The sequence below is a fragment of the Algoriphagus faecimaris genome (genome assembly GCF_900101705.1).
Classification (GTDB): domain Bacteria; phylum Bacteroidota; class Bacteroidia; order Cytophagales; family Cyclobacteriaceae; genus Algoriphagus; species Algoriphagus faecimaris.
On the sequence record NZ_FNAC01000005.1, the window covers coordinates 68,882 to 81,323 of the forward strand.

At 42.5% G+C, this 12,442-nt stretch carries 7 protein-coding genes and 3 tRNA genes; 6 read left to right on the forward strand and 4 right to left on the reverse strand.

Annotation, left to right across the window (positions count from 1 at the left end; genetic code table 11):
• Positions 1-54: 54 nt before the first annotated feature.
• Positions 55-2,694: a DUF5686 and carboxypeptidase regulatory-like domain-containing protein gene (locus BLQ57_RS03890; protein WP_087938105.1), complete on the forward strand. Its 2,640-nt coding sequence runs from the start codon at positions 55-57 to the stop codon at positions 2,692-2,694.
• 302 nt (positions 2,695-2,996) lie between these two features.
• Complete coding sequence (locus BLQ57_RS03895; RefSeq protein WP_087938055.1) at positions 2,997-5,753, forward strand: carboxypeptidase-like regulatory domain-containing protein; 2,757 nt, start codon at positions 2,997-2,999, stop codon at positions 5,751-5,753.
• A gap of 77 nt (positions 5,754-5,830) precedes the next feature.
• Here the strand turns inward: BLQ57_RS03895 and BLQ57_RS03900 are convergent, their stop codons facing one another.
• From BLQ57_RS03900 to BLQ57_RS03920, 4 genes are all read right to left on the reverse strand, one after another.
• Entirely contained in the window at positions 5,831-6,967 is a 1,137-nt protein-coding gene (locus tag BLQ57_RS03900; protein WP_087938054.1) for an ATP-binding protein, read from the reverse strand.
• 224 nt (positions 6,968-7,191) lie between these two features.
• Positions 7,192-7,752, reverse strand: coding sequence for a ribosome recycling factor (gene frr, locus BLQ57_RS03905; RefSeq protein ID WP_087938053.1), 561 nt, complete (start codon positions 7,750-7,752; stop codon positions 7,192-7,194).
• 7 nt (positions 7,753-7,759) lie between these two features.
• Entirely contained in the window at positions 7,760-8,470 is a 711-nt protein-coding gene (gene pyrH, locus BLQ57_RS03910; protein WP_087938052.1) for a UMP kinase, read from the reverse strand.
• Between the two features lie 261 nt (positions 8,471-8,731).
• Positions 8,732-9,226 carry an acyl-CoA carboxylase biotin carboxyl carrier protein subunit gene (locus BLQ57_RS03920; protein ID WP_087938050.1) on the reverse strand — a complete coding sequence of 165 codons (495 nt, stop codon included), beginning with the start codon at positions 9,224-9,226 and terminating at the stop codon, positions 8,732-8,734.
• A 75-nt stretch (positions 9,227-9,301) separates the two neighbouring features.
• Here BLQ57_RS03920 and BLQ57_RS03925 point away from each other — a divergent pair, with 75 nt between their 5' ends.
• The 4 genes from BLQ57_RS03925 (at position 9,302) to BLQ57_RS03940 (ending at position 12,405) form a co-directional block, all read left to right on the forward strand.
• The gene (locus BLQ57_RS03925) at positions 9,302-11,923 is read left to right on the forward strand and encodes a M1 family aminopeptidase (RefSeq protein WP_087938049.1); all 2,622 of its coding nucleotides are present in this window, start codon (positions 9,302-9,304) and stop codon (positions 11,921-11,923) included.
• Positions 11,924-12,069: 146 nt separating this feature from the next.
• A tRNA-Tyr gene (locus BLQ57_RS03930) sits at positions 12,070-12,152 on the forward strand.
• Between the two features lie 75 nt (positions 12,153-12,227).
• Positions 12,228-12,300: transfer RNA gene (locus BLQ57_RS03935), tRNA-Gly, on the forward strand.
• A 33-nt stretch (positions 12,301-12,333) separates the two neighbouring features.
• Positions 12,334-12,405, forward strand: a tRNA-Thr gene (locus tag BLQ57_RS03940).
• The last annotated feature ends 37 nt before the right edge of the window (positions 12,406-12,442 follow it).

Genomic DNA, 12,442 nt, shown 5'->3' on the forward strand with positions numbered 1-12,442 from the left:
GTCCCGTTTTGGGATTTGAATCAAATCGCTAATCTTCGGAAAAATTCAATTGTTATGATCTCCTTTTTAAAATTTGTTTTGGTTTGTGGCCTGCTCTTTTTGTCCATTCCTGCTACTTTCTCTCAAGGGATCAAAGGAAAAATAACCGATGATCAGGGAAATGCTCTCGCCTTTGCTTCGGTTTATATTAGAAATCTTGGAGACGGAGTTCCTTCGAATGAAGAAGGGGATTTTGAAATCAAATTGGAAAAGGGAATTTATGATGTTTTGATTCAATACCTAGGTTACAAGTCGGTAATAGAAACGGTGGTAGTCTCCGATGAATGGGTAACTTTTAATGTACAGTTAGAGCCTCAGATTTACACCCTATCTCAGGTGGAGGTGAAAGCAGGACAGGAGGATCCCGCATTGACTATTATGCGAAAAGCTATCACAAAGGCCAAATATCATCGGAGGCAGCTGGATAGTTATTCCATGATGGTCTATCTTAAAGGCACAGGACAATTGACTGATGCACCGTTCTTTTTGAAAAAAACCTTGGAAAAGGAAGGACTAAAGTTGAATGAAGCTTACACTTCGGAATCCGTTTCAAAAATTACCTTTTCTCAACCCGATAAGGTGGAGGAAGAGGTGATCTCCATCCGAACCAACGGGGACAATCAATCCACTTCACCGGCACCGTATATTCAAACAAGTTTTTATCAGGATAAAATCAATGAAATTGTTTCTCCACTTTCTAGGATGGCTTTTCAATACTATAAATTCCGATACGAAGGCAGCTTTTTTGACCAAGATGTACTGGTGTCAAAAATCCGAGTGACTCCCCGTTCAAAAGGAGAGCAGGTTTTCGAAGGGCATATTTATATCATCGAAGACCTGTGGGCGATTCATAGCTTGGATTTGGAGACTTCTTATCTGGGATTTCAGATAGAAGCCAAGCAGCAATATGCTCCCGTGGCCGAAAATGTGTGGATGCCCTTTACCCATACCTATCGCTTTGGAGGTAAATTTTTTGGATTCGAAGGGGAGTTCAACTATCTGGCATCCACCAATGATTATGAAATCACACTAAATCCTGACCTTATCCAAACGCCAGATATTATTGATGAAAAAGTGGAGGAAGTGCCCGAATCAAAAACCAACTTGCCTCGGGAGCTTTCTACCTTGGAGCAACTCACCACTGAGGAGCCTAAAACCCGGAAGGAATACCGCAAGCTGATCAATGCCTATGAAAAGGAGCTTTTGGAAGAAAAGCAGGAGGAGGCCGTAGTCACGGAGCGCTATTACAAGGTGGATTCTATGGCTAAAAAACGGGATTTGAGTTACTGGGATAGCATTCGGCCTATTCCACTTACAGATAGTGAAATCCAAGGCTATCAGCGCGATGATAGCTTGGCTACAGTGGAGGCTGCCAAGATGAGTGAGGTAGATTCGGTGGCCAAAAAAGCCCGAAGAAAATACCGTCCCTTAGATTTTTTGAATGGTGCGAGCTATAGTTTTGGAAAGGGAAAAAGTCTGGGTTTTGATCAAAACTGGACCAAATTTTCCTTCAACACCGTGGAGGGATGGAAAGTAGGGATGAAGCTTTTCTATCGAAAATTTTCAAATCAAGCCCAAACCGATAGCACCGAAAGGTTCAGCAGGAGTTTCAATATCGAACCGGAACTTCGCTATGGATTTGCCAGTAAGCGCTTTTATGGAAAAACGAATTTCAGATGGTCAACTACGGAGGCCATTTCCGGAAAAACCTGGGGAGTAGAAGGAGGGCGCTTTATCGAGCAATTTAACGGGGGTGAACCGATCAATGAACAAGTCAATGCGCTTTATTCCTTGCTATTTCGACAAAATTACATGAAGCTCTATGAGCAGGATTTTGCCAAAATCTACTGGTATCATCGGGTAAATTATGGACTGACTTATCGGATGAATTTCACGCTGGCTGAGCGGCGTTCCCTTCAAAATAACTCGGACCTCAGCTGGTACAATAAACCCGAGCGAAGCTATACCTCTAATCAGCCCGATAATGTGGAAGCAGGACAGGAAGCTTTTGCAAATCATCATATAGCCAAACTCAATCTCTCTTTAGAATGGAGGCCGGGAATTCGCTATGGAATCTCAAATGGACGAAAATATCCGATCACTAATCGTTCCCCACTAATCAAGGCTACCTATAACAAGGCTATTCCTTCTTTTTTCCAAAGCGATGAAGCGGCTGATTTTGATCAGGTGGAACTCGGAATCGAGCATGACTTTAAATTTGGGGTGAGCGGCAAGTTTGATTTCAATATTACTGCGGGCACCTTCCTCAATCAGGACCGGGTGTACTTTCAGGATTTTGCCCACTTTGGCGGCAATCGGACGATCTTTTCCAATTTTGGTCCAGCTTCCAATTTCCGATTTATGGATTATTACCGATACAGTACGAGTTCGACCTATCTGACAGGGATTTTTCACTACCAATTTCGAAAATTCCTCCTGACTCAATTGCCGATGTTGCGGTTTTCGGGATTGCGGGAAAATATATTCCTCAATTATCTCAAAACCGAAAACTCTCCCCATTATGTGGAGTTGGGCTATTCCTTGGATAATCTGTTTCGGATATTTCGGGTGGAATTTGGGGCCGGTTTCGAAAATGGAAAATACCTGAGAGGCGGAGCACGGTTTGGAGTGGCGACCTTTATTCAGATTCAGTAATTCATTCCTATTTCAAAGCCATGGCTAAGCCTTGGTATCTTTAGGTTTTCTACGGCTTTTATTCGGATATTCTTCGGGTTTCCCTCGACTCGTACTCAATTTAGCCCGAAGAAAATTCGAAAATGCTACGGTCAAAGGGTGAATTAAGGTGGGGAGTTCTCGAGGTATCCATTATTATAAATTAGGAAGTTAGTCGTTGTTAGAATTCTGTCACTGAAAAGGATAGTAAATAATCAGACCTATGAAATGAGTATTTATCAAGAAAAATAGTAGATTCAATTCCATTAAGTAAAAACTCAAGGATGAGAATTCTTTTTTTGATCTTACTTCTGTTTTCAGCTAAAATTCTTGCTTCGCAAACCATCAGGGGAACGGTTTTCGAAAAAGAATCTGGACTCCCCCTTCCCTTTGCCAATGTATTTGTCAACAATACCACCCTGGGCGCTGCCTCAGATGAGAAAGGTCGGTTTACGCTCACAGGAAGCTTCCCCAATGAAATCGAAATTGTTGCCTCATTTGTCGGGTATGTCACTGAAGTGAAGACGGTTTCCTTTGAAAATAAAAATGAGATAAAGGTGGACTTTGAACTTGCCTTTCAGGAGTCTAGCCTCTCTGAAGTAGAGCTCAAAGCTAAACGCGACAAAGCCTGGGAACGTGAATTTCGAAGATTTGAGGAAGTTTTTTTGGCGGTGCCCGATGACCCTTATAAATACCAAATTGAAATCCAAAACCCCTGGGTGGTGGAATTTGAAAATATAAAACAGAAAAGGGGACAAAATTACCTCAGGGCCAGCGCCCAAGAACCCCTGAAAATCATCAACCGCGCCTTGGGGTACCGAATCGATTATTATCTTCAGGATTATCGCCTTATCCGAAACGGATCCCGGTTTTACGGTCAAGTATTTTTCGAACCTCTGAATCCCAAGGATGCTGAGGAATCCCAAGACTGGGAGGAAGCCAGGGCTGCAAACTATCAGGGGTCTATTCGTAGCCTCAATCAGTCCATCCTGCTCAATACGCCGGATTCTGTGGCATTTAAACTTTATCAGGTGTTGCCGGAAAGGATGGACAGAAGACGCACCAACGAGTTTTATGAAGAATTGGATCAATCCATTCTTGCTGTCAGTAAGGACTCTTTGCTGAGAAGACCTTTGGAAAATGGCAATTTCAGGATCTTTCTACCCGGAAAAATGGAAATCCACCACCTGGATAAGCCTTGGCCCAACCAGTATTATCAAGATGTGTATCATGCGCTCAGCTGGATCGAAGCCCCTCTGGGCTTTTATGACATCGATCGCAGAGGGGTACTGATCAACCCCACCCAGCTGATGCTCTCAGGCTATCTAAGTCGGCAAAGAGTAGCCCGGGCCTTGCCGCTGGACTTTGTTCCAGAGGATCAGCTTTTGGTCCAAAAGCCACAAAATGAAATTCTGAACAATCCTTCTTCCAAACTGAACCGCTTACGGGAAAAGGCATGGATTACTACCAGCAAGCCCTATTTTTATCCCGGAGAGACTGCTTGGCTCGGGGGACGGATCCTTTACCATGAACCTACCCTGAAAGATTCACTCAGCCGGGTAGTCTATGTGGACTTGTTGGATTCCAAGGCAGAAGTCATCCAATCGGCTACATTTCCTATCCAAGAGGGGAAGCTTTCCGGAGCCTTGGTTTTATCAGAGGATTTGAAGCCGGGGGATTATGCCCTTAGAGCCTATACCCATTGGAGCCGGAACTTTGGACAATTGGATGAATTCTTGACCCCTTTTGTGGTAATGGAGCCGGGATATTTTCCCACAGCAGATCTTCCCGATCCGGTGGAATATTTTGGGGAAATTCAGGTGAGTTCCTCCTATACCCTCAGGGATTCGCTGAGCTATAGGCTAATGGATTTGGAGCTTGCCCTGAAGGATGGTTTTGACAATCCCATCGACGGGGAATTTATCCTTAGCCTCACAGATGCGGAGTATGTGCGGGAATTCCCCCAAATGAACAGTTTGGAGCAGGCCATGGACTGGCTGGATACTGCCCTACCGGAAGACGTTGGGGCTGAGCTATCCCATCCCGTCGAATACGGGATATCCATTCAGGGTCAGTTTATTCCGGACAAAAAACGCCGTCCCCTGATCAATCCCATTACCATAGTTCGGGGAGACTTGGAGGATTACGGACAGGTGGACACGGATTCGTCAGGGAGGTTTTGGGCAACGGGATTATATTTCAAGGATACTGCCCAGATCGCAGTGGCGGCAATGGACAGTAAACGAAAACCCTATGGCTCGGTCACACTGGACTCCTTGGGAAAACCGGATCCTCCTTCGGAGTTTCCAAGAATGCACTACCAGAAAGCACCTCTTCCGACTGATGAAGATATCTTCGATGCAGCAGGCGATTACATCCTTTTGGAGGAGTTTGTTAAAGAGGCAAAAAAAGAGGTTGCGAAAGAATCTGACTGGTATGGATATGGGGAGCCAGATAGGGTAATGACTGAGGATCAGTTAGCGATGAGTTTAAATATGATGACAGTTTTAACGCGCATGGGTTTTAATTCAAATAGTTTAAAATTTGGCAATTACAGCTACGGAGAAAGAACTGGAGCACCGCTTTTGATTATAGATGGTTCCAAGTTTCCTTTTCTTGAAAACCAAGAATTTGTGGATATGATTAATTCCTATGTTCCTAAAGAAATAAAATCTGTAGGAATTTATACATTCGGCGCGGGGGTATTTGGAATGGCAGGGTATTCAGGAGTAGTGATACTTGAAACCAAACGTAGTGAAAGAATCAGAGAAGAAAGAAGCCGCAACTTTAATTCCAAAGGTTTTCAGCTATTTGATGTCTTAGGTTTTACCGAATTCGAGGAATTTCCCAAAAATCCCCCAGCTGACCAATACTTAAAGAAAAAACCAACCATTTTCTGGGAGCCCGAGGCACTGACTGAGGATGGTGTTTTCAAGGTCCTGGTTAAAGTTCCCTACGGAGTCCGGCAATTGCGAATTCGAATAGAAGGATTGACACTGGACGGGGAGGTGTTTAATAAGAAGATTGAATTAACTTTTTGAAAAATAGTATTGATCATGCAAAGCTAAAAATGGGGTCCTAATTTTCTGAAGTATGCGTTTGGAAGGCATAGTTGGAGCTATTCCAAATCGGTTAATTCATAAAAATTATCCGGGCTGATTACCTTAAAGCTGGAATTGGGATAGGTTTGGCTGAAAATCTTTGGGAATTTAGATTTGGACTTAGGATTGTATTTGAATTCAAAACAGAAAAGCATTCCATCTATTTCTTCGATATAATCTATTTCTTGTTGGTCATACGTTCTCCAAAAGTAAGTGTTGACAAACCTTCTGTTGTTTTGATTGTGCTTTAATCGTTCACTGACACAAAAATTTTCCCATAAGCCACCCAAGTCCATCCGCAAATTCAAAGTGCTGAAATTCCTGATGATTGCGTTTCGAATTCCCAGATCATAAAAGTAAATTTTCTGGCTTTTATTAATTTCCTTTCTGAGGTTTTTACTAAAAGCGGGTAACTTGAAAATTACAAAAGCTTTTTCCAAAAGATCTAAATAGCGACTGACCGTGTGTACATTAGTTCCTGCAATTTGGGCTAGTTCATTCAGTGAAGATTCACTCCCAAGCTGCATGGCCAATGCTTTCAAGAGTTTTTGAAGTATTTCTGGCTTTTTAACTGACTCAAACTGGAATATATCTTTATAAAGGTAATTTGTGCTAATGTCTATTAATTCCTCAATTTTATCTTCTCCTTCTTCCATAACTACCTGAGGATATAATCCAAAACGAAGGTAGTTTGTTAGTTCGCTTTTGAGCTTAATCAAATCTGAATGCTGATGAATTTCATGCAAGGAAAAAGGGAGCAATAAAAACTGCCTGGATCTACCAGTTAGGGGCTCAGAGATTTGATTTGAAAGCTCAAAGCTAGAAGAACCTGTTGCGACAATTTGGACTGAAGGAAATGTATCCACCAAGACTTTAAGGATTAAGCCAATTTGCGGAATGTGCTGGGATTCGTCCAGAATGATTAATTTTTTTTGGCCAATGAAATCCTTTAAAAGGATCGAATTGGTGTGTGATAGAAGGTCTTGATTTTCCTGCAACTCACAATTTAAATAAGAGGAATCATTCGGATTGTCTTCCAAAAGTTTTTTGACTAGCGTGGTCTTGCCAGTTCTCCTTGCGCCATAGAGAATGATGACCTTTCCCTTAAAGAGCTGTTTTTGAATAAGGGATAGGATTTTTCTTGTGATTTCCATTATTTATGACATTAACTTCACAAATTTAGCTAAATATTTGAATCTAACTTCCTAAATTTAGCTAAATATGTGAAGTTGAGCTCCTGATTTTAGCTAAATTCTGGAATTGAGAGGATGGAATTCTGTAAGGCATTACCAGTTGATTAGATTTCTAGCTTTTTAAAATCCAAATAAAAAAGCCACTCTCGTTTGGAAAGTGGCCTTTGAAATATGCTTTTTCGTCTTTAGACTTTCATGATATCGGCTTCTTTTTTAACCAATAACTCGTCGATTTTGGCTGAGTATTGATCAGTAAGTTTTTGGACCTTGTCTTCCGCACGCTTGATGTCATCCTCAGAAACTCCGTCATTTTTCAGTTTTTTCAGCGCATCGTTGGTGTCCTTTCGAATGGTACGAATGGAAATTTTTCCGTTCTCCGTTTCGTTTTTCGCATTTTTGACCAAGGTAATCCGGCGCTCTTCAGTCAAAGTCGGGATGGTCAAGATAATCATTTCTCCGTTGTTTTGCGGAGCTAGCCCCAGATCAGAATTGATGATGGCTTTTTCGATTTCTCCGATCAGGTTTTTCTCAAATGGGCGAATCGCCAAAGTCCGTGCATCCGGGGTGGTCACAGAAGACACTTGATTGAGAGGAGTAGGGGTTCCATAATATATAACCATGATGCCATCCAGCATATTGGGCATGGCCTTGCCCGCACGGATTTTCAACAGCTCAGAAGCGGTATGATCCACTGCTTTTTGCATCATTTCTTTTGCCTCTTCTAGGTATAATTCGATCTCTTCCATGATAAATTTATAGTGAGGTGATGAGTGTTCCGATTTGTTCTCCTTCAACCAGCTTACTTAAGTTGCCGGCCTTATTCATATCAAAAACGATAATGGGCAGATTGTTTTCTTGGCAAAGTGTAAAAGCCGTCATATCCATGACGTTGAGGTTTTTTTCATAGACCTCCGAAAAAGAGATAGTTTGGTATTTGGTGGCAGTCTCGTCTTTTTCCGGATCTGCGGTGTAAACGCCATCTACACGGGTTCCTTTCAAGACCACATCGGCTTCCACTTCGATCGCCCTTAAGCTTGCAGTAGAATCGGTGGTAAAATAAGGATTACCAATTCCCGCTCCAAAAATGACAATTCTTCCTTTTTCCAAATGTCGAATCGCTCTTCTTCGGATAAAAGGTTCGCAGACCGATTCGATTTTGATCCCTGACATCAGCCGGGTAAACATTCCAGCCTGCTCCAAGGCACTTTGCAAAGCCATGGCATTGATCAATGTCGCGAGCATGCCCATGTAATCCCCCTGCACTCGGTCGATTCCGGATTTCTCGGCCTGTACTCCTCTGAAAATATTTCCTCCTCCGATCACAATGGCGATTTCCACCCCCATTTCTTTTACTTTCTTGATCTCCTGAGTGTACTGTTGTAGTCTGTTGGGATCTATTCCGTAGCTTTTGTCGCCCATCAGCGCTTCTCCACTGAGTTTGAGGAGGATTCTTTTATATTTCATGTGTTTTTAATTTTTCTTTAAGACCATTACCTGTCCCGTACTTGATTCGGGAGAATTTCGCATTGATTCCCCGACCGATCGGGGCATCCCTCTGTGTGTCTCTTTGGGTCATGCTCGATTTCATTTCCTTTTCGTTTTTCAAAAGAGTGCAAGTTTTGGTATTGCAAAAATAACCGGACAAATATAATTTCTTCCTTTCAGAATGCTAGTCAAAATTTCAATTTGAGCATAAAAGGATTGAGTTCAATTTCTACATCAAAACTAAAAGGTGATCATGACTTGATTTTTTTCCACACTTTGCTTGAGGGATACTTTTACTTCTTTGACGACACCATCACCAGGCGCTTTGATGATATTTTCCATTTTCATTGCTTCCAAAATCAACACCACATCTCCTTTTTTGACCTCGTCACCTGGAGCCACTTTCAGGTCCAGAATCAATCCCGGCATAGGTGCCTTTATGTCCTGAATATTGCTTTGATTGAGATCAGTCATACCAAGCTCCTCCAATAACCGGTCAAAGCGGTCTTTAAGCTGGATCTCACTGATTTTGTTATTTAGTTTGATTTGCAGCTTTTTTTCTGTTTTGTCTATTCCAACTAGCTCAGCATCTAAGGAGCACCCGTCTTTGATCAGGTGTATTTTTCTGTCAGAAATCCATTGAATATCCCAGTCCAAGATTTGATCATTGACTTTGAGGCTTTTATCGGTTTTTTCTACCGAAAAGGTTTTGTTATTGAGGGTTGCTGAAAACATTACTGCTAAATTGAGTCGCTATATTTGTCATCTCCACAAATCAGTGGATTTAATTCTACTTCAAATATCAAATAAATGAGCACGAAGCCAAAGAATATTTTGCAATTCAGTCTTAGATTTCTGCTAATACTAGTGATTTTTTTTCAGGTGGCCTGTAAAACTCAAGAGGCTAGCCTCCCTGTTTCTCCTGTCGCTGAAACCAGTAATGTTAATGTAGAGGAAAATAAAGCTAAGGAAGACTCCCTGTTGAGGGTTTTGGAAAAGGAGAGCCTATTGGCCAACTATCGTGCCTCCGCTACCAGGTACATGGATTTGATTCATATGGATTTGAGTGTGTCCTTTGATTTTGAAAATCAATTGGTCCTCGGTGAGGCGCTGCTGGATCTAAGCCCCTATGCAAAAAGTCAAAAAACCATGGTTCTTGATGCCCAGGATTTCGAATGGGTAAAGGTGAGTTTGATCGACGGAGACGAGGAGATTTCACTTGGCTATCGCTATGATGATAGGCAACTGGAACTTTACTTCCCAAGTGAGGTGCAGGTAGGTGATACCGTCCAACTCAGGTTAAACTACCGCGCTTTTCCAGAGAGAAACTCCGGCGAACGAAGTGCCGCGATCACAGATACCAAGGGATTGTATTTCATCGATCCCCTAGACACGATAGCTTCCAAGCCCACGATGATCTGGACGCAGGGAGAGACAGCACACAATTCAAAATGGTTTCCGACTATAGATCAGCCTAATGAACGATTTACTCATCAAATTAAGGTGACGGTTCCGGATACCATGGTTTCGGTCAGTAATGGAAAATTGATCAATCAGGAGAAAGTAGAAAATGGGCTTCGTATCGATACTTGGCTGATGGATCTGCCACATGCGCCTTATTTGGTTGCATTGGCCATCGGCGATTTTGAAAAAGTATCGGATAGCTATGGGGAAATCCCGCTTGGGTATTATGTGGAGAGGGGGTATAGTGCCGGCGCAAAGAAAGTGTTTCAGCACACTCCGGAGATGATTGAGTATTTCGAGAAGTTGCTGGGGGTGGCCTACCCTTGGCAAAAGTACGATCAAATCGTGGTTAGAGATTTTGTCTCCGGCGCAATGGAAAACACCACTGCTTCCATATTTATGGAGGAGCTGAGACTGGATGAGCGAGAGGCAATTGATTCGGAGTGGGATTATATCATTGCGCATGAGCTTTTTCATCAGTGGTTTGGGGATTACGTGACTACAGAGTCTTGGGCAAATCTCACGCTAAATGAAGCCTTTGCCAACTACAGTGAATTTCTCTGGCATGAATACAAGTACGGGGAGGATGAGGCGAAACTCAAATTCATGACGGAGCTGGAAAACTATCTAATGGAGTCCGAAAACAAGCAGGTTGATTTGATTCGCTTTCAGTATAAGACTGCAGAAGATATGTTTGACTCCCATAGCTATTCCAAAGGAGGATGGGTGCTTCATCAGCTCCGAAAGTATTTGGGGGATGAGCTGTTTTTCCGCGGACTCAATCTTTACCTGGAGTCCAATGCCTTTGCTAGCGTGGAGGTTCATGATTTACGATTGGCCTTTGAAAAAGTCTCTGGTGAGGACCTCAATTGGTTTTTCAATCAATGGTTTTTGGACAAAGGGCATCCAAATCTAGAGGTAGAGGTGGATTATTCAATTCCTGAGAATCTATTGATTTCTGTCAGACAAAAACAAGATTTGAGGACTACACCATTGTATAAAATTCCTTTTGAGGTGAGCTGGTATCAGAATGATGAGAGAAAGGCTCGGGTTTTTACTCTTCAGAAGGCCTATCAGCAGTTTGCCTTGGAAAACAAGGAGCCCGTAGATCAGCTATACTTTGATGAAGGAAAGAATATTTTGGCGGAAATCAATCAGCAGCTGCCTACAGAGTTTATGGTCCGTCAGTTTAACGAATCCCAATTTGGTGTAGCACGCTATGAAGCCTTGGATAGTTTGGCGGCTTGGGAGGCCGAGGATCAACTTAAAGGTATAATCTCGCAAGCTTTGGAGGATGAATTTTGGGCAGTGAGAGAGAGTGCCTTGAGGCTACTTCAAAATTACAGCGATTGGCTTGTCGGGGATGAAAAATTGGAAGAGCAACTTTTAAAAATAGCTGAATCCGATAGAAGGAATTCGGTAAGAGCTGGGGCAATAGATGCCTTGGGGGCTTGGGATGCAGATAAATATTTCCAGGCATTTCGTAGATATGCCAATGACTCCTCCTATCTCATAGTGAGTTCAGCCCTGATGGCAATCAATCAGGCTGCAAATAGTGAGACAGATGAGTCATTTATGATGAATTTCTCGGATATGGATAATTATCGAGTTGCTGTTCCTCTTGCAGAGTATTTTCTAACCAACGAAGTGAAAGGTCAAGGAACCTGGTTTCAATCCAAGGCGGAGCGATTGTCGGGAGAGGGGCTTTACTACTTTTTGGGTTATTACAGCGAATATTTTGTGAGAAATCCAGAGGAAGGTAAGGAGCAGGCATTAGAATATTTATTTTCTCAGTTGGAGAACAGTGCTCAGGTTTATGCTCGCCTTGGTGCTTTTCAGGGGCTCTTGGGATTTGCGAATGAAGAGGCTATTTTGAATAGAATAAAAGCAGCAGTAAGTCAAGAGTCGAATCAAGAGATCAAAAACTACATGCAATACTTCCTTCAGGCGTTTGGAGTTGAAAATTAATGACCTGATTTAGAAAGGATTGAAGTGATTAAGTAAAAAATATGCTTAAAAATAAAATGCATGTTTTGAAACTTTAAGAAAAGCCTATAATTTTGCCATCCGTTAAGACAGAGAGAAGGAGAAATTTTGATGTCTTTTCGCTAGTTGGGGGAATACCAAAGCGGCCAACTGGGACGGACTGTAAATCCGTTGACTTATGTCTTCACAGGTTCGAATCCTGTTTCCCCCACAAATAATTGCCTGAATTGTAAAATTTTTTCCTAGTTTTGCAGGGCGAAAAATATTCGGCTTTGCCGGATCAAAAGCGGGAGTAGCTCAGTTGGTAGAGCGGCAGCCTTCCAAGCTGCAGGTCGCGGGTTCGAGCCTCGTCTCCCGCTCAATGCTTTTCTCTTGAAAAGCATCGGGTAAAAGCCGACGTAGCTCAGGGGTAGAGTACTTCCTTGGTAAGGAAGGGGTCAGGGGTTCAAATCCCCTCGTTGGCTCTTAACGGCTATAAAATATTACTAAACATATCTTTAA